This is a genomic window from Mycobacterium sp. NGS61, from assembly GCF_059812325.1.
The window spans coordinates 234,986-253,239 of the sequence record NZ_JCALCL010000003.1; the positions used below are offsets into that span (position 1 = coordinate 234,986).

Genomic DNA, 18,254 nt, shown 5'->3' on the forward strand with positions numbered 1-18,254 from the left:
ATAGGCATCACAAGGCACAATAGACACGCAAGACACACGAATAATTGCTCTATCGAGTTCACCAGGTCGTTGGGGAAGACGTCCCTCGTGGAACCGAAGGAGCAAAACATGCGTGCGTCGAATCAGTTTGCCGACGTTACGGCCGGTGTGGTGTACGTGCACGCCTCGCCCGCGGCGGTATGCCCACACGTGGAGTGGGCGTTGTCGTCGACCCTGCAGGCCAAGGCGAACCTGGTGTGGACCCCGCAGCCGGCCATGCCCGGGCAGTTGCGCGCTGTCACCAACTGGGTGGGGCCGGTGGGGACGGGGGCCCGGTTGGCGAACGCATTGCGCTCGTGGTCGGTGTTGCGGTTCGAGGTGACCGAGGATCCCAGTCCCGGCGTCGACGGCCACCGGTTCAGCCATACCCCGCAGCTCGGTTTGTGGAGCGGGGCGATGAGCGCCAATGGCGACATCATGGTCGGGGAGATGCGACTGCGGACGATGATGGCCCAGGGCGCCGATACCCTTGCCGCTGAATTGGATTCGGTGCTGGGTACAGCCTGGGACGAAGCGCTCGAGGCGTATCGCGACGGCGGCGACAGCGGTGAAGTGACCTGGCTCAGCCGGGGCGTGGGCTAACAGCTCGCCCTCATCCGACCGGTGTTTCAACGGGTTTCGCCGACACCGGGATGTCGACGTTGCCCGCGCATGCGCCGCTGGCGATGTCGGTATGGAACACACCGGTGAGGATGCCGTATTGCCCCGGCGTGTACACCGTGATCGACTTTGCGGGAGCGTATTCGACGCTGCCGTCGGGCAGGAGGCAGTCCCACTTCCACGTCATTTCGCGCACCCACTGGGCCCCGTTCCAGGTGAATTCGACGGTCTTCGGCATGAATTCGCTCTTCGGTGGCGACGGGTTGATGACGGTGGCCATGCAGACACCCGCCGAGCAACTCGAGGTCAGGGAGACGGTGCTGCGGTGTGCAGATTCGTTCTGTCCGGCCGCAATGCTGGTGCCGGACTTCGCGTTTGCGCCGAGTACCATGACGTATTCACCGTTCCAGGACGCCACTTCGCCCGCCTGAGCCGCAGGCGCCAGGAATGGCGAGGCCAATACGGCTGCCGAACCGATCAACGCGGTCCTACCGAAACTCGACATGCCAGAGACTTCGCGTGCGGTGACCCGCCCGTTACACCTGCTTGGGTCGCAGCACTTGCAGTGCGGCCGGCACCGCGCAGATCTCGGCGGGCAACGGGCAGGCGAAGTCCCCATCGGCGTAGACGTTGATGCCGGGGCACTCGACTTCCACGGTCTTGGCCCGGGCCGTCGTCACGTCGTCGAGTTGCACGTGGGTGCCCTTGATGGCGGTCGGGAAGAAACGGATCAGCCTGGTGCGCGACTGCGATCTGACCATGGTCAGATCCAGCAGGCCGTCGCTGCGATCGGCGTTGGGGCAGATCAACATACCGCCGCCGTAGCTGCGGGTGTTGCCGAAGGCGGTCATGGTGAGGTCGGCCTCGATCTCCTGCTTGCCGTCGAGAACCAGCCGAAAAGGCAACAGGCGCAACTGGGACAGTTCGGCGAGCATCGCGAGGTAATACCGCATCCGGCCGTGCGGCCACGTCATCCGGTTGGCACGGTCGGTCACCAGCGAATCGAATCCCGTCGCCGCCACGGTACCGAACCACTTGACCGAGTCTCTACCGCCGCCACGACCTGTGATCCGGCCCAGGTCAACGGTTTCCGTGCACCCGGCTACCACGATGTCCGCCGCGGCCTCGGGATCCTTTGTCGGGATACCGAATTCGCGGGCATGGTCGTTGCCGGTGCCGGCCGGGACAATGCCCAACGGCACATCGCTCTCGGCGAGCACCTGCAGCGCATTGCTGATGACGCCGTCTCCACCGGTGACCACGACCGCATCGGTGCCCTTCTCGACGGCCGCGGCCAGCAGATACCGGGCGTCCTCGGCGTTCTCGCCGACGATCTCGATGACTTCCACACCGCGATGGTGTAACCGGGCGATCGCACGCTGCGACGCCTCGACGGCGGCGCCGTGCCCGGACAACGGATTGGTCAGCGCGGTGACCTTGTTGATCTCGCGCGTACCCAACCGGCCGATGGCCGGCTTGTCTCGGGTCATGGAATCAGCTTGCCCGGATTGAGGATTCCGGCGGGATCCAGGGTCGCCTTGATCGCGCGCAACAGCTCGACACCCAGCTCACCCACCTCGTCGCGCATCCAGGCCCGGTGGTCGGCACCAACCGCATGATGGTGAGTGATGGTTCCGCCGGTGGCCATGATGGCATCGCAGGCGGCCTTCTTGGCGGCCCACCACTGCTCGATCGGGTTGCCACGTTGCCCCGCGACCACGGTGAAGTACAGCGACGCACCCGTCGGATAGACGTGCGACACGTGGCACATCACCAGTGCGGGGCTGCCCGAGTCGGCCAGTGAATTCGTAATCGCTTCGGTGACAGCGGTTTTCAGCGCCGGGATATTGGACCAGTCGGTGGCGGTCTCCAGCGTCTCACACAGCGCGCCGGCGGCCAGCAGCGAATCGCGCAGGTACGGCGCGCTGAACCGACCGTGCTCCCAGGCCCGGGCGGGTTCGGCGCCCAGCGACGTGCCACCGTGGGCTTCCAGCAGAGCGCGGGTCTCGGCGTGCCGGCTTGCGGTATGTTCTTCGGTTCCTTCGAACAGGGTCAGTCCCAGGCAGCCGCCGGTGTTCTGGTTTTCGCCGATCGTTTCATGGGTGGCCAGGCGGACACCCGTCTCGGCCTCGTCGGAGAGTCGCACGACGGTCGGTCCGGTGCCGGTCTGGGTGATGGCGCGCAACGCTGCGACGCCGGTGGCGAAGTCGGGGAACGACCAGGCCTCGTAGCGGGTGGTCTCGGGCACCCGGTGCACCCGCAACCGGACCTTGGTGATGACGCCCAGGGTGCCTTCCGAGCCGATCGCCAGCTGGCGGAGATCCGGCCCGGCCGCCGACGCCGCCACCCGGCCGAGATCCCAGGTGCCTACCGGTGTCACCATCCGCAAACCCAGGATCATGTCGTTGAACCGCCCGTAGCCGGCCGAATCCTGACCCGAAGACCGGGTCGCCGCGAAACCGCCGATGGTGGCGTACTCGAAACTCTGCGGAAAGTGTCCCAGTGAGAAGCCATGTTCACCCAGCAGGCGTTCGGCTTCCGGCCCCGTGACGCCGCCGCCCAGTTCGGCGATGCCCGACACTTCGTCGAGGGAGTGCAGCTCGTTGAACCGGCGCAGATCCAGCGAGATCACCGCGTTGAACCGACCGCGGGTGGGATCCAGCCCACCGGTGACGTTGGTGCCGCCGCCGAAGGGGACGACCGCGATGCCGTGGTCGGAGCAGTAGCGCAGTATTTCGGCGATCGAGTCGTCGTCGCCGGGCAGTAGCACCGCATCGGGCGCATCCTGGAGGCCCCGGTCTTTGCGGCGCAACATGTCGGGAGTGGACTTGCCGCCGGCCCGCAGCACCCGGTCGTGGTCCCCGGTGCGGAAGTACTGGGCGCCGACGATCTTGGCCAGGCCGTCCTGGTCAGCTTGCGTCAAGGCCGACGGGCGCAACCGAACCTCGTCGAGGCCGAGTTCGGATTCTTGCGAATCCTCAAGTCCGACAACCTGTTTGAGCATAGACCGGATTCCGTCTGAGAGCGGTTTGGCCGCCGCGGGATCCCCCCACGCGTTCCATTTCATCGGCGGAAGGTATTCCTCAGCGTGCGTCATGCGTTACAGTATTACACATGCTGTCAATGAGTAACGACTCCTCGGTGGATGCGGGGGATCGCATACTGGCGGCGGCGGCGAGCTGTGTGGTCGATTACGGCGCCGATCGGGTGACTCTGGCCGAGATCGCCCGGCGCGCCGGGGTGAGCCGCCCGACCGTGTATCGCCGCTGGCCCGACACGCAGTCGATCATGTCGACCTTGTTGACCAACCACATCACCGACGGGATGCGGGACGTGCCGTTCGACGGCGACGATCGTCAGTCTCTGGTGAGGCAGGTTGTCGCAGTGACCGACCGGCTGCGTCGAGACGACCTGATCATGTCGGTGATGCACTCCGAATTGGCGCGCGTCTACATCACCGAGCGACTGGGCACCAGCCAGCAGTTCCTGATCGAGGGACTGACGAAGCGACTGGAAGCAGCGCAGCAGGAGGGCAGCGTCCGCCCGGGCGATCCGCGCCAGTTCGCGACCATGATCCTGCTGATCGCGCAATCGACCATCCAGTCCGCCGACATCGTCAAACCCATCCTGGACGACGCAGCGCTTGCCACCCAGCTCACCTACACACTGAACGGATACCTGTCCTGATGCAGAACCTGACCGCGCTCAACGCCGCCCGACGGACCGGCGACCTGGAGGCCCTCGCCGATGGTGCCGGGATCGACGTCGTGGTCATCGGCGGCGGCATCACCGGGACGGGTATCGCGCTGGACGCCGCGTCCCGGGGGTTGCGCACGGTGCTGGTGGAAAAGCACGACCTGGCGTTCGGCACCAGCCGGTGGAGTTCAAAGTTGGTGCACGGTGGTCTGCGTTACCTGGCCAGCGGCAACGTGGGCATCGCCCGCCGCAGTGCGGTCGAGCGGGGAATCCTGATGGCGCGCAACGCTCCTCACCTCGTGCACGCGATGCCGCAACTCGTCCCGCTGCTGCCGGCGATGAAACACTCCAACCGGGCGCTGGTCCGCGTCGGCTTCCTGGCGGGTGACGCGCTGCGAATATTGGCCGGAACCTCGTCGTCGACGCTGCCCCGGTCGCGCCGAATCTCGGCACGGCGGGTCGTGGAGCTGGCGCCGACGGTGCAGCAGGACGGTTTGGCGGGTGGCTTCCTCAATTACGACGGGCAATTGATCGACGACGCCCGGCTGGTCACCGCCGTCGCGCGCACCGCAGCGCAACACGGGGCGCGCATCCTGACCCATGTCGCGGCATCGGAGGCGACGGCCAACACGGTGCGGCTGACCGATCGGCGCAGCGGACAGTCGTTCGAGGTGCGCGCCGGGGCAGTGATCAACGCGGCGGGGGTATGGGGTGGTGACATCGACCCGGCGCTGACATTACGGCCAAGTCGCGGAACGCATCTGGTTTTCGATGCGGCTTCGTTCGGCAATCCGACAGCGGCGCTGACCATTCCGATACCGGGTGAACTCAACAGATTTGTGTTTGCGATGCCCGAGCAACTCGGCCGCATCTACCTCGGACTGACTGACGAGGACGCGCCCGGCCCGATTCCCGATGTGCCACAACCTTCTTCGCAGGAGATTGCGTTCCTGCTGGACACGGTAAACACCGCACTGGGGACCATGGTCGCGCCGTCCGACGTCATCGGGTCCTATGCCGGTCTGCGGCCGCTGATCGACACCGGCGGCGGCAGGACCGCGGATGTGTCGCGCGACCATGCCATTTTCGAGTCACCGAGCGGAGTAATCAGCGTGGTTGGCGGCAAGCTGACCGAATACCGGTACATGGCAGAGGATGTGCTGAACCGGGCGATCAGCGTGCGAAACCTGCACGCCGGTCCGTGCCGCACGCGCAACTTGCCGCTGATCGGCGCCCCCACCAACCCGGGCCCGGCCGGACCCGGTGCTGGACTGCCGAAATCGCTGGTGGCGCGCTACGGAGCCGAGGCGGCGAATGTCGTCTCGACCGCCACGTGTGAGCGGCCAACCGAACCGGTTGCCGAGGGGATCGACGTGACCCGGGCCGAGTTCGAGTACGCGGTGACGCACGAGGGTGCGCTAGGTGTCGACGACATCCTGGATCGGCGCACCCGGATCGGTCTGGTGCCACGCGACCGCGCGAAGGCACTGGCGGTTGCGCAGGAGTTCCTGGCAGCCGTGGACTAGCGGGTTCAATCCCGCGCGGTTCGGGTACGAAAGGTTTCGATGAAGACCTCCGGGAGCCGCCGATGGTCGCGCGACGAGATCACCGTCACCGATCCGGCTGCGATGAAGCAGGCCATCACGGGCACCGCGATCGGAAACGTGATGGAGTGGTACGACTTCGGGGTCTACGGCTATATAGCCACCACGATCGCGCAGGTGTTCTACCCCGGCAACAGTGTCAGCGCGGTGCACCTGCTGGCCACGTTCGGCACCTTGGCAGCAGCGTTCGTGGTACGTCCGATCGGCGGCATGATCTTTGGTCCGCTCGGCGACCGGATCGGGCGCAAGCGGGTGCTGGTGATCACGATCCTGATGATGACGGCCGGTACGACGATGAGCGGTCTACTTCCGGGTTACAGCGCGATCGGCATCTGGGCGCCGATATTGCTTATCGTCGCCCGGGTGTTTCAGGGGCTGTCCACCGGTGGCGAATTCGTCGGCGCGATGACCTATCTGGTGGAGCAGGCACCGGACCGCAAGCGCGGCATGCTGGTCGGTTTCCTGCCGTTGGGCAACTTGATCGGTTTCGTGTTCGCCGGATTCCTGGTGACCGGGCTGCAGGCCTGGCTGCCTGAGGACGACTGGCTGGCCTGGGGTTGGCGGGTTCCACTGCTGCTGGCCGCGCCGCTGGGTTTGATCGCGCTGTACATGCGGCTGCGGTTGGACGAATCCCCGGCATTCAAGCAACTGAACGAGCGCGCGGAAGCCACCGAAGAAGGCAGCCAGTTCCGGCGCACCGTGGTGGAGCAATGGCGGCCGATGCTGATCTGCGCCGCGCTGGTGCTGACGTCGCAGGTCGCCGATTTCATGGTGACCGGCTACCTGCCGACTTACCTGAAAACCGTTGTGCACGTTAGTGAAACAGCCGCACTGGTGATGATCGTGACTACCCTGGCGATTTTGATGGCGACCATCGTGTTGGTCGCCCGGTTGTCTGATCGGATCGGCGTCAAACCCATCATGCGGACAGGCTGCGTCCTGTTGATCGTGGCCTCGATCCCTGCGTTTCTGCTGATGCGCTCCGGCGGCATTTATCCGGTGATCTTCGGCGGCGTGCTGTTGGTCGGACTGATGGAACTGTGTTTCGACAGCACGACGCCGTCGGCTCTGCCCGCGCTGTTTCCCACCAAGGTGCGCTACGGCGCGCTGGCCATCTCCTACAACCTGTCGATATCCACCGTCGGTGGCATCACGCCGCTGATCGCCCAAGCGCTCATATCGAGCACCGGCGACACGATGGTGCCGGCCTACATGCTGATGGCCGCGGGGTTGGTGGGTGTGATCACTCTGCTGTTCACCCCGGAAGTCGCCGGCAAACCGCTGCCCGGCTCCGGTCCGTCGGTCGAGACCGAGGAAGAGGCCCGCGCGCTGGTGGGTTAGCCCCTTTTGGCGAGCAGACGCAGAATCGCACGACGCGGGTACCCCGCGTGCGATTCTGCGTCTGCTCGGCGAGGCTGGTGCCCCTTCAGCTGGCGATTTCTGCGCGTCTCAAGTGACTAGCGATGCGCTCGACCATGCGGCGCGGTTGGCGCCGGACGTCGGTGATCACGATCGGGACAATCGTCCACCCGACCTCCTGGATCCCCGCGGAGCGCACCTTGTCGTTGAGCATCTCGGTGCGCCCTGCATGCCAGTCGATACTCTCGTACTCGGCCGCGACCCGCGCTTGCGGCCAAGCAAAGTCGACTCGCCACAGTTCGCCGTCGCGACCGTAGATCGGATATTGAAGTTCGGGAACCGGCAGCCCGTTGTCGATCATGACCAACCGAGCTTCACTTTCCATTGCCGATTCGGCGCGTCCATCGGTGAAGGGCAGTAGTTCGCGCACCGCGACGATGCCTCGGCGCCCGCGCTGTTCGGCGACGGCGATCTCAATTTCGTTGCGCGTGCACTGTTTTGAGTGCAATGCGGCATCCAGAGTCGCTAGAGCTCGCGGCCGGCGTAGTTGCCTTGCGACCTCGACGGCTGTCCAGGCGGGGGCGGTTGCCAGACGTCCTGCGACCGAATCCAATCGGGCGCCGTGGCGTTGATGAACCATCAGACCGACAGTGGGACGCATTCGCACGCCAGGATCGAGAACGTGTATAGCGACAGTGTTTTCGGTGTCGAACCCGTATAACGCCGCTGCTGTGCCCAAGCATGGGACAGCTTTCCGTCCCATAAACATGTCAAGTGCTGCCAGGCGGCCCAACAGATCTGGCTGCTGTGCTGCGTAGACGCCGTACCACAAGCGAACGAGTCCGCCATTCTTGACTTGCACATCAAGCTGTTGGCGAGTCATGACCGTCAGCAGTTGTTTAGTGGTGGCGAACCCGCCTGATCTTTCGAGCAGCGATATCGCCTCGGAGTGCACAGCGAAAGCCTGAGGCAGCCGTTTCGCGAGAGCCAGTCACCGCTGGGGATTACTGGTGAGCAGACGCAGAATCGCACGTTTTCACCGGAAAACGTGCGATTCTGCGTCTGCTCGCGGGAGAGGCGGGAGAGGCGGGGGAGGCGGGGAGTTTACAGCGGGATGTTCTTGTGCCGACCGCGGCGAGCGGGGGCCTGGGCCAGCGCCTCAGTGAGCTTGCTGCGGGTGTGCGACGGGTCGATCTTCTCGTCCACCACACCGATGTCGATCGCGCTGTCCACCCCACCGGCGATGCGCTCGTGCTCGGCGGCCAGCTCGTTGTGCAGCGCCTCGCGCTCGTGCTCCGGCGCGGCGGCCAGCTTGCGCTTGTGCAGGATGCCGACGGCTGCCTTCGCCCCCATGACCGCAACCTCAGCGTCGGGCCAGGCGAACACCTTGGTGGCGTTCAGCGAGCGGGAGTTCATCGCGATGTAGGCCCCGCCGTAGATCTTTCGCGTGACCAGGGTGACCCGCGGCACGGTGCACTCACCGAACGCGTGCAACAGCTTGGCGCCGCGGCGGACCACGCCGCCCCACTCCTGGTCGACACCGGGCAGGTACCCCGGCACGTCCACGATAACCACCAGCGGAATGCCGAATGCATCGCACAACCGCACGAAACGCGCTGCCTTCTCGGCACTTTCGGAGTTCAGGCAGCCGCCCAGCCGCAGCGGATTGTTGGCGATCACACCCACCGTCCGGCCCGACAACCGGCCGAGCCCAACGACGATGGACGGTGCCCACTTGGCCTGGAACTCGGCGAACGGCGCGTTGTCGTCCAGGATCGCGGTGACGATCGGATGCACGTCGTAGGCGCGGCGGGCCGACTCCGGCAGCAGCGCTTTGATGTCGGTGTCGCCTGCTTCGGCCTTGCTGCGGTCGAAATGCCCTTGCTGGCAGAACAATCCGACCAGCTCGCGACCACGCTGATAAGCGTCGAGTTCGTCGTCGGCGACGATGTGGCACACGCCGGACTTCTTGTGGTGTGTCTCCGGACCGCCCAACGACGCCATGTCGACGTCCTCGCCGGTGACACTGCGCACCACGTCGGGGCCGGTGACGAACACCCGGCTCTCCGGAGCCATCACGATCACATCGGTCAGGGCCGGACCGTAGGCGGCGCCGCCGGCGGCGAAGCCGACGACCACCGAGATCTGCGGAATGTAACCCGATGCCCGGATCATCGCCTCGAACACCGTGCCGACCGCGTGCAGCGCCCGCACACCCTCGGCCAGCCGGGCACCGCCGGAGTGCCAGATGCCCACGATCGGGCTCTGCTCTTCGATGGCGGTGTCATAGGCGTTGACGATGTGCTGGCAACCCTCGGTGCCCATGGCGCCACCCATCACGGTTCCGTCGGTGCAGAACGCGATGGTGCGGACACCGTTGACCGTCCCCGCCGCAGCGAGCAGACCGGACCGGTCCCGCTCGTGCAGCAGTTCCACGCTGCCGTCGTCGAAGAAGTTGTTCAGACGCAACAGCGGATCGCGAGGGTCGAGCGACTCGCCAACCGCCTCGGGGGCCATGATTGTCATCGCGGGTCTCCTAGTCTCCGGGTGATGCTCTGTTTATCCGACGAAGCTTGGCGTTTCCTTGAGGTGCCGATCAGTAGCGCCCGAAGGCGATCGCCACGTTGTGACCGCCGAATCCGAACGAGTTGTTGATCGCGTAGTTGAAGTTGCCCGACCGCGGCTTGCCGGCCACCACATCCAGATCGATCTCCGGATCCTGGTTGACCAGGTTCAACGTCGGTGGAATCACCTGGTCCCGCAACGCCAGCACGGTCAAGATGGACTCCACCGCGCCGACCGCGCCCACCGAGTGGCCGAGCGCACCCTTGGGTGCGAAGACCGCCGGCCGGTGGCTGCCGAGCGCGTTGTTGATGGCCTTGCCCTCCGCCACGTCACCGACTTGAGTGCCGGTGGCGTGCGCGTTGACGTGGCCGATGTCGGCCGGGGTGAGACCCGCCAGCTGGATCGCCCGCGAGATCGCATGCCCCGCGCGAACGCCGTTGGGGTCAGGCGCCACCATGTGGAAGCCGTCCGAGGTGATGCTGGCCCCCATGATGCGGGCCAGGATGTTCGCCCCGCGCGCCTTGGCGTGCTCCTCGGTCTCGATCACCATCAGCGCAGCCGCCTCGCCGAACACGAACCCGTTGCGGTCTTTGTCGAACGGCCGACACGCACCGGCCGGATCGTCGTTGTTGGTGGACAGCACGATGCGCATGTTGGCGAAGCCGGCGATCGGCACCGCCTCGATCTTGGTTTCCACGCCGCCGCAGATCGCCATGTCGGCTTCGCCGAGCACAATCTGCTGCCACGCGTGCGCGATGCCCTCGGCGCCGGACGCGCACGCCGAGATCGTCGTCATCACCCCGGCCTTGGCCTGCCGTTCCAGGCCCACCGCCGCGGCGGCCCCGTTGGGCATGTACTTCTGCACCGTCAACGGAGAGACCGCCCGGAAGCCGCGCGTGCGCATCTCGTCGTAACCGAAAACCAGCTCCTCGGCCGAGCCCAGGCCGGTGCCGATGGAGACCATCAACCGGTTGGTGTCGACTTCCGGCGAACCGGCGTTCTCCCACACCCGCCGGCCCATGATGGTGGACATCCGCTGCAGGTAACCCGTGCGACGCAACTCGATTCGCGTCAGTTGGTCGTCAAATGACTCCAACAGGTGTCCGCCGATCCGGACCGGCAGGTCGAACTCCTCGACGAACGAATCCTCGAGGGTGCGAATGCCACTTTGGCCGTCGAGCAAACACTTCCAGGTGTTCTCGGCGTCGGTTGCCAAGGCGGTCGTCATGGCAATGCCGGTAACGACCACATTCGGGAAGGATTTCCCGGTAACCAGCTCTGTCATGGCCTGTGCCTCTGTTCCTTCCGTGCTAATGGTGATCGCGAGCCCGGCTGTGCCGGGACACGCGACTCACCACTATTCAGCTTCAGTAGCGCCCAAACGCGAGCGCCACGTTGTGACCGCCGAACCCGAACGAGTTGTTGATGGCGTAGCGGTACTCGCCGTAGCGAGGCTCACCCGCGACTACATCAAGGTCGATCTCCGGGTCGGGGGTCTCGTAATTGAGTGTCGGTGGGATGACACCGTCCCGAAGGGTCAGCACCGTGAGCGCCGATTCGAGCGCGCCGACGGCGCCGATCGAGTGCCCGAGCGCCGATTTCGGCGCATAAACTGCGGCCTTCTCGCAACCGGCTACCCGGATTGCGTTGGCCTCTGCCGCGTCACCGATCGGTGTCGCGGTTCCGTGCGCATTGACGTGGTCGATGTCGTCGGGGGACAAGCCCGCCAGCTCCATCGCACGCTGCATCGCCCGGCCGGCGCGTACACCGTCGGCAGCGGGCGCCACCATGTGGAAGGCGTCCGAGGTGATACCGGCACCCATCAATCGGGCCAGCGGCTTGGCGCCGCGAGCCTTGGCGTGCTCCTCGGTCTCGATGATCATCAGTGCCCCGGCCTCGCCGAACACGAAGCCGTCCCGGTCCTTATCGAACGGTCGCGACGCGCGCTCTGGCTCGTCGTTACGCGTCGACATGGCCCGCATCATCGAGAACGCCGCGATGGGCAGCGCCTCGATGGGCCCTTCGACCCCGCCGCAGACGGCGAAATCCGCATCGCCCATGACGATTTGGCGCCACGCGTGGGCGATGGCCTCCGAACCCGAGGAACAGGCTGACACCGGAGTGATCACCCCGCCACGCGCCCCGAGCTGCAGGCCCACCACCGCCGCGGCGCCGTTGGGCATGATCATCTGAACGGCGAGCGGCGACACCTTGCGGGGGCCGCCCTCGTTCATCAGGTCGTAGCTCTCCACGATCCGCTCGGCGCCACCCAGGCCGGTGCCGACCACGACGCTGAAGCGATCGGGATCGACCTCGGGTGCGCCCGCGGTCTCCCACAGCTGCCCGCTGAGCAATTTGGCCAGCCGCTGAACGTACGACATGCGCCGCAGGTCGAGACGTCCCATGTGGTTGTCGACGGGTTCCTTCAGGTGCCCACCGATTTTGGCCGGTAGGTCCCATTTGGTGACGAACTCGTCTTCGAGGACGTGGATGCCGCTCTCGCCGGCTAACAGACCCTTCCACGTGCTCTCGATGTCCGGCGCGACCGATGTCGTCGCCGCGACGGCGGTTACCACAACGCTGGGGTAACCGCCATTAGCAGTGGAAGGCTTGGTCACTTGCTGTCCGCTTCCAGCCTGGACTTGACGTTGGCGACCGCCTCGGGGTTCTCGGTCTCCAGCTTGGCGCGCAGCGCCTCGGCGGCCTCGGGGTTCTCTTCCTCGAGCTTCTGGATGTAGGCGACGACGTCACCGACGGTACGCAGACCGGCGAGGTCCTCGTCCGGGATCTTCACGCCGTACTTGTCCTCGGTCTGCACAGCGATCTCGACCATCGACAGCGAGTCGATGTCCAGGTCGTCGACGAACGACTTCTCCGGGGTGACCTCGGAGGGCTCGATGCCGGTGACCTCTTCGATGATCTCGGCGATACCGGCGATGATTTCTTCCTGACTGACGGCCACAGTTAGTTCCCTTCGTAATATGTTGTGTGTAAACCGATTTGACGTGCTGTTGATTCTTCTGGCGGGAGCGGGCGGCTAGAGATTCGCCAGCTCGTCCAGATCTGCGGGTGACTTGACGGCTCGCGTCGGAACCCCCCGAAGTTCGCGTTTGGCGATCCCGGTCAGAGTGCCCGCGGGCGGGAACTCCACGATCGCCGTGACTCCGTGCTGACCGAGAGTCGCGGTGCACAGATCCCAGCGCACCGGCCGGGTCAGTTGAGAAACCAGGGACGACATCGCCGCGGCGGCGTCGGCGACCGGCTTGCCGTCGTAGTTGGACAACAGCACGGTGGTGGGCTCGGCGGTGGCGATGCCGGCTGCGGCTGCGGCGTACCCGTCCAGGGCCGGAGCCATGAACTCGGTGTGGAAGGCGCCGGCGACACCCAGCGCGCGCACCCGGGCCTTGGCCGGCGGGTCCTCGGCGAGTTTCTCCAGTGCGGTCAACCGTCCGGCCGCGACAATCTGACCGGCGGCGTTGCGATTGGCCGGGACCAGGTCGAGTTGGTCGAGTCGGGTGAGCACCTCGGTCTCGTCGCCGCCGAGCACCGCGGACATCCCCGTCGGTTCGGCGGCACAGGCCTTGGCCATCTCCGCGCCACGGGTGGCGGCCAGCATGACGGCGTCATCGGCGGCCAGTACGCCGGCGATGGCGTAGGCGGCGATCTCTCCCACGGAGTGACCCGCCACGATGGTGTCCTGGCCGGCGAGCAGCCCGCGCCTGGTCAGCTCCTGGTGAGCGAGCAGCGTGGCCGCCACGATCAACGGTTGGGCGATCGCGGTGTCAGTGATTTCCTCGGTCGACGCCGTGGTACCCAGCCGTGCCAGGTCCAGGCCGCTGGCCTTCGACCAGGCGGCGATCTGGTCTGCGGCGCCGGGTAGTTCCAACCACGGCGACAGCATTCCCTCGCTCTGGGAGCCCTGTCCGGGCGCAAGCAATGCAATCACGTGTCTAAGAGAACACTGTGAAGACGCTTTTACGGGGTGTAACAGATTATGAACCTCGTCTTAGGTTTTTGTATACCTCCTACAAAATAGCTCCGTAAGCTACATGTTTGAGACACACCCGCGATCTGTTGGCTAAATCACTATCGGCCGGAAGGCGCGACAATACCCGCTCTGACCGGGGACGGAAGCGGCGGGATGGAAATAGTGGTGGCGCCAGCGGGATGCGTTGGATAGTTCAGCTGGCCCACCGTCGCCGCCACGCGCAGCACGTACGCATCCCGTGGTTGGGTGGGATCGCGGCCGGTGAAGTCGGTGATCCGCTTCAATCGGTACCGCACCGTGTTTGGATGAACGAACAACTTCCTGGCACAGGCCTCAATCGCGCCGCCGGAATCTAAGAAAGCGTCCAAGGTTTCGACGAGGGTGGGTCCGGCGTCGGCCAGCGGGCGCATGACATCGGTGTGCAGGGCCACGATCGACGATGCGTCCCCCATCAAGGCCCGCTCAGGCAGCAGCTCACGGGCCAGAACGGGGCGCGGCGCACCACGCCAGCCGGCGACGGCGTTCATCCCGGAGATGGCCTCGCTGGCGCTGTGGTAGGCCGCGGTCAGCATCGGTGCGGTCGGGCCGATCACCACCGGGCCGTCGGAGAACGCCTCCAGAAGTTCCTTCAAGAACTTGTCGGTGGGGGTCAACTGACCGGAGACGATGGCCACCAGCCAGGTGCCGTGCACGTCGGTGAGGGCCGCCCGGCCGTGTCGGGCGGCGATGTCGCGGACGTCCTGGCTGGCCCGCTCGCTGTCGCCGTCGACCCCGTCGCGGCCGGGTCCCGGAGTGCCCACCACCACCGTGGCCGGTGCGGTGGTGTCCCAGTTCAGCGCGGCGGCTCTGGACAGCAGTTCGGGGCCGGTGTCCCCGCGCACAATGGCGTCGACGACGCTGGCCTCCATCCGGCTGTCCCAGGCGCCACGCGCCTCGGCGGCGTCGGCGTAGGCGGTGGCGGCGGTGAAGGCCAGATCGCGGCTGTACTTCAGGATGCCCACGGTCAGCGCGGTCAGCTGCTCTTCGGAGCGGGCCAGCAGCGGCACCACTTCTTCGAAGAACTCCATGGTGACCCGCACCATGTCCACGGTGTGGCGCAGCGCGATGCGCCTGGTCAGGTCCTGCGGGACCAGCTCGAAGGCCTGTGCGGTGTAGCTGACGTTGCTGTGCGGGTCCTGCATCCACTCGACGAAGTTGACCACCGCCGTCTGCACCACCAGCGCGACGCTGGCGCGCTGCGAGGCTTCCAGGTCGGCGAAGAACGGCAGCCGCTCGTGCATGGCCGAAACGGCCTCGGTGGACAGCCTTCCCGAATACTGCTTCAACCGCCGCAGCAGCGAGTCCGGCACGGCGTCCAACATCTCCAGTGGTGACTTCGGGCGCTCCCGCGGGGCGGACTGTTTGTCGTCCATCCCTAAAAGCTACGCCGCTTTTCTGGAAGGTTCCCCCAATGGCCGGCGCGACGTTCCGGCGGGCTCAGGCCACGCCGGGATCGGAGGTCTGCTCCGGAGCGGCCAGGACGTCGTCGATCTTGTACTGCTTGGCGGCCTTCACCGCCACCGACTGGTCGATCTCGCCGTCGCGGGCCAGCGCTTCGAGCACCGCGACCACCTGCGATTCGGCGTCGGTGTTGTAGTAGCGGCGCGCCGCAGGCCGGGTGTCGGAGAACCCGAACCCGTCCGTGCCCAAGGTGACGTACGTGCCCGGCACCCAGGGCCGGATCTGTTCGGGGACCGCGCGCATCCAGTCCGACACCGCGATCACCGGGCCGCGGCAGTCGGCCAGCACCTTGGTCACATAGGCCTCGCCCGGCGGCTGGTCCGGATTACGCAGCCGGTGTTTCTCCACGGCGACGCCGTCGCGGTTCAGCTCGCCCCAGCTGGTCACCGACCACACGTCGGCGGCCACGTCCCACTCCTCGGCGAGCATCTCGGCCGCCTTCAGCGCGTCCGGCATCGCCACCCCGGACACCAGGATCTGCGCACTGCTGCCGAGTTCTTCCTTGGCGGCGCGGTAACGGTAGATGCCCCGCAGCAGGCCGTCGGGGTCGAAATTCTCCGGTTCTGGCGGCTGGGCGTAGGGCTCGTTGTAGAGCGTGATGTAGAAGTACACGTTCTCCGGGTTCTTGCCGAACATCCGCTCCAGACCGCTCTCCACGATGTAGGCGATCTCGTAGGCGAACGCCGGGTCGTAGGACACCACCGCCGGGTTGGTGGCGGCCAGCAGCAACGAATGGCCGTCGGCGTGTTGCAGGCCCTCGCCCACCAGCGTGGTGCGTCCGGCGGTGGCGCCCAAGGCAAACCCGCGAGCCATCTGGTCGGCCGCCGCCCACAGACCGTCGCCGGTGCGCTGGAACCCGAACATCGAATAGAAGATGTAGACCGGGATCATCGGCTCGTTGTGCGTGGCGTACGACGTTCCGGCCGCGGTGAACGAGCCCACCGAGCCGGCTTCGTTGATGCCCTCGTGCAGGATCTGGCCGACTTCGCTTTCCTTATAGGCCAGCATCAATTCGGCGTCGACGGCGGTGTACAGCTGGCCGTTGCGGTTGTAGATCTTCAGCGACGGGAACCACGAGTCCATCCCGAAGGTGCGCGCCTCGTCCGGAATGATCGGGACGATACGCTTCCCGATTTCCTTGTCGCGCAACAGTTCTTTGAACGTCCGCACCAGCGCCATGGTGGTGGCGACTTCTTGTTTGCCCGACCCCTTCTTCAGCGCCTTATAGGTGTCGCGACCCGGCAGCGTCAGCACCTTGGCCTTGGTGCGGCGCTCGGGCACGAAGCCGCCGAGGGTGCGGCGACGGTCCAGCAGATAGCGGATCTCCGGGGCGTCCGGACCCGGGTGGTAGTACGGCGGCAGGTACGGGTCCTCTTCGAGTTTGTCGTCACTGATCGGGATGCGCATCGAGTCGCGGAACCGCTTGAGGTCTTCCAGCGCGAGTTTTTTCATCTGGTGGGTGGCGTTGCGGCCCTGGAAGTGGGCGCCCAGCGAATAACCCTTGATGGTCTTGGCCAGGATCACCGTGGGCTGGCCCTTATGGGTCAGAGCGGCGTGGTAGGCGGCATAGACCTTGCGGTAGTCGTGCCCGCCGCGCTTGAGGTTCCAGATCTCCGAGTCGCTCATATTCTCGACCAGCGCCTTGGTGCGCGGGTCGCGGCCGAAGAAGTGGTCGCGCACATAGGCGCCGTCGTTGGCCTTGTACGTCTGATAATCGCCGTCCGGGGTGCTGTTCATCAGATTCACCAGCGCACCGTCGCGGTCGGCGTGCAGCAGGGCATCCCACTCGCGGCCCCACACCACCTTGATCACATTCCAGCCGGCGCCGCGGAAGAACGATTCCAGCTCCTGGATGATCTTGCCGTTGCCGCGCACCGGACCGTCGAGGCGCTGCAGGTTGCAGTTGATGACGAACGTGAGGTTGTCCAGGCCCTCCAGCGCACCTACGTGGGCCAGGCCGCGGCTTTCCGGCTCGTCCATCTCCCCGTCGCCCAGGAAGCACCAGACGTGCTGATCGGAGGTGTCCTTGATGCCGCGGTCGTGCAGGTAGTGGTTGAACCGGGCCTGGTAGATGGCATTGAGCGGCCCGAGTCCCATCGACACCGTCGGAAACTCCCAGAAGTCGCTCATCAGCCGTGGGTGCGGATAGGACGGCAGCCCGCCGCCGGCGTGGCTGTGTTCCTGGCGGAAGCCGTCGAGCCGGTCTTCGCTGAGCCGGCCCTCGAGGTAGGCGCGGGCGTAGATGCCGGGGGAGGCGTGTCCCTGGATGAACACCTGGTCGCCGCCACCGAGGTGCGACTTGCCGCGGAAGAAATGGTTGAAACCGACCTCGTAGAGCGCGGCCGAGGACGCATACGTGGAAATGTGACCGCCGACGCCAACCCCCGGCCGTTGCGCGCGGTGCACCATGATCGCCGCGTTCCATCTGATCCAGGCCCGGTAGCGCCGTTCGACGTCCTCGTCGCCGGGAAACCACGGCTCCAGCTCGGTCGGGATCGTGTTGACGTAGTCGGTTGAGGTGAGCGCCGGGATGGAGACCCGCTGCTCGCCGGCCCGTTCCAACATTCGCAGCATCAGATAACGCGCCCGTGCCGGTCCCGAACGCACCAGCAATTCGTCGAAAGACTCCAGCCACTCCGAGGTTTCCTCGGGATCGATGTCGGGCAGATAGGACGCCACCCCTTCGCGGATCACCCGAACGCGATCGGGTTCGCTTGTGCTGCTTGAGGTTTTGGCCAGATCGTTGCGGGCGAACTCGGTGGTCAACGCACTACTCCTGTAGGTGGCAGGGTCGCTACTTATCGATCGCCCCTCTATCGTGCCGCACTTCCGTCTCTGGCGGATACCCACCGGACGGCACAGCTAAGTCGGTAGGTATGGGCAGTTCGGTTTGTGACCCGGTA

General features: G+C 65.8%; 15 protein-coding genes. 4 read left to right on the forward strand and 11 right to left on the reverse strand.

Annotated elements, in window-relative coordinates; all coding sequences use genetic code 11:
* The first annotated feature begins 108 nt into the window (after window positions 1-108).
* Window positions 109-621, forward strand: coding sequence for a DUF3145 domain-containing protein (locus AC5Y3Z_RS08720; RefSeq protein WP_463824572.1), 513 nt, complete (start codon window positions 109-111; stop codon window positions 619-621).
* A gap of 10 nt (window positions 622-631) precedes the next feature.
* Here AC5Y3Z_RS08720 and AC5Y3Z_RS08725 read toward each other — a convergent pair whose 3' ends face one another.
* From AC5Y3Z_RS08725 to AC5Y3Z_RS08735, 3 genes are read right to left on the reverse strand one after another with little or no spacing between them, the layout of a single operon-like run.
* The gene (locus tag AC5Y3Z_RS08725; protein WP_473139518.1) at window positions 632-1,258 is read right to left on the reverse strand and encodes an Rv2253 family sensor-like surface protein; all 627 of its coding nucleotides are present in this window, start codon (window positions 1,256-1,258) and stop codon (window positions 632-634) included.
* Window positions 1,176-2,129, reverse strand: coding sequence for a diacylglycerol kinase (locus tag AC5Y3Z_RS08730; protein WP_463824570.1), 954 nt, complete (start codon window positions 2,127-2,129; stop codon window positions 1,176-1,178). The genes AC5Y3Z_RS08725 and AC5Y3Z_RS08730 overlap by 83 nt, the downstream gene beginning before the upstream one ends.
* Window positions 2,126-3,706, reverse strand: a complete 1,581-nt coding sequence (locus tag AC5Y3Z_RS08735; protein WP_463824922.1) for an FAD-binding oxidoreductase — start codon at window positions 3,704-3,706, stop codon at window positions 2,126-2,128. The genes AC5Y3Z_RS08730 and AC5Y3Z_RS08735 overlap by 4 nt, the downstream gene beginning before the upstream one ends.
* A gap of 47 nt (window positions 3,707-3,753) precedes the next feature.
* Between AC5Y3Z_RS08735 and AC5Y3Z_RS08740 the strand changes: the two genes are divergently transcribed.
* From AC5Y3Z_RS08740 to AC5Y3Z_RS08750, 3 genes are all read left to right on the forward strand, one after another.
* A complete protein-coding gene (locus AC5Y3Z_RS08740) occupies window positions 3,754-4,326 on the forward strand; it encodes a TetR/AcrR family transcriptional regulator (RefSeq protein WP_463824569.1) in 573 nt (190 codons plus the stop codon).
* Window positions 4,326-5,861 carry a glycerol-3-phosphate dehydrogenase/oxidase gene (locus AC5Y3Z_RS08745; protein WP_463824568.1) on the forward strand — a complete coding sequence of 512 codons (1,536 nt, stop codon included), beginning with the start codon at window positions 4,326-4,328 and terminating at the stop codon, window positions 5,859-5,861. Before AC5Y3Z_RS08740 ends, AC5Y3Z_RS08745 begins: the two co-directional genes overlap by 1 nt.
* A 102-nt stretch (window positions 5,862-5,963) precedes the next feature.
* Window positions 5,964-7,280: an MFS transporter gene (locus AC5Y3Z_RS08750; protein WP_463824921.1), complete on the forward strand. Its 1,317-nt coding sequence runs from the start codon at window positions 5,964-5,966 to the stop codon at window positions 7,278-7,280.
* An 85-nt stretch (window positions 7,281-7,365) separates the two neighbouring features.
* Here AC5Y3Z_RS08750 and AC5Y3Z_RS08755 read toward each other — a convergent pair whose 3' ends face one another.
* The 8 genes from AC5Y3Z_RS08755 to aceE form a co-directional block, all read right to left on the reverse strand.
* On the reverse strand, window positions 7,366-8,253 hold the full coding sequence (locus AC5Y3Z_RS08755) for a type IV toxin-antitoxin system AbiEi family antitoxin (RefSeq protein ID WP_473139519.1): 888 nt from the start codon (window positions 8,251-8,253) through the stop codon (window positions 7,366-7,368).
* Between the two features lie 149 nt (window positions 8,254-8,402).
* A complete protein-coding gene (locus tag AC5Y3Z_RS08760) occupies window positions 8,403-9,824 on the reverse strand; it encodes an acyl-CoA carboxylase subunit beta (protein ID WP_463824566.1) in 1,422 nt (473 codons plus the stop codon).
* A gap of 70 nt (window positions 9,825-9,894) precedes the next feature.
* Window positions 9,895-11,148 (reverse strand): 3-oxoacyl-ACP synthase KasB, encoded by a 1,254-nt coding sequence (kasB, locus tag AC5Y3Z_RS08765; RefSeq protein WP_463824565.1) that lies wholly within the window; start codon window positions 11,146-11,148, stop codon window positions 9,895-9,897.
* 82 nt (window positions 11,149-11,230) lie between these two features.
* Complete coding sequence (gene kasA / locus AC5Y3Z_RS08770; RefSeq protein ID WP_463824564.1) at window positions 11,231-12,481, reverse strand: 3-oxoacyl-ACP synthase KasA; 1,251 nt, start codon at window positions 12,479-12,481, stop codon at window positions 11,231-11,233.
* Window positions 12,478-12,825: a meromycolate extension acyl carrier protein AcpM gene (acpM, locus tag AC5Y3Z_RS08775; protein ID WP_463824563.1), complete on the reverse strand. Its 348-nt coding sequence runs from the start codon at window positions 12,823-12,825 to the stop codon at window positions 12,478-12,480. The genes kasA and acpM overlap by 4 nt, the downstream gene beginning before the upstream one ends.
* 75 nt (window positions 12,826-12,900) lie before the next feature.
* Complete coding sequence (locus AC5Y3Z_RS08780; RefSeq protein WP_463824562.1) at window positions 12,901-13,809, reverse strand: ACP S-malonyltransferase; 909 nt, start codon at window positions 13,807-13,809, stop codon at window positions 12,901-12,903.
* Between the two features lie 140 nt (window positions 13,810-13,949).
* Complete coding sequence (locus tag AC5Y3Z_RS08785) at window positions 13,950-15,263, reverse strand: PucR family transcriptional regulator (protein WP_463824561.1); 1,314 nt, start codon at window positions 15,261-15,263, stop codon at window positions 13,950-13,952.
* 64 nt (window positions 15,264-15,327) lie between these two features.
* Window positions 15,328-18,117 (reverse strand): pyruvate dehydrogenase (acetyl-transferring), homodimeric type, encoded by a 2,790-nt coding sequence (aceE, locus tag AC5Y3Z_RS08790; RefSeq protein ID WP_463824560.1) that lies wholly within the window; start codon window positions 18,115-18,117, stop codon window positions 15,328-15,330.
* Window positions 18,118-18,254 lie beyond the last annotated feature (137 nt).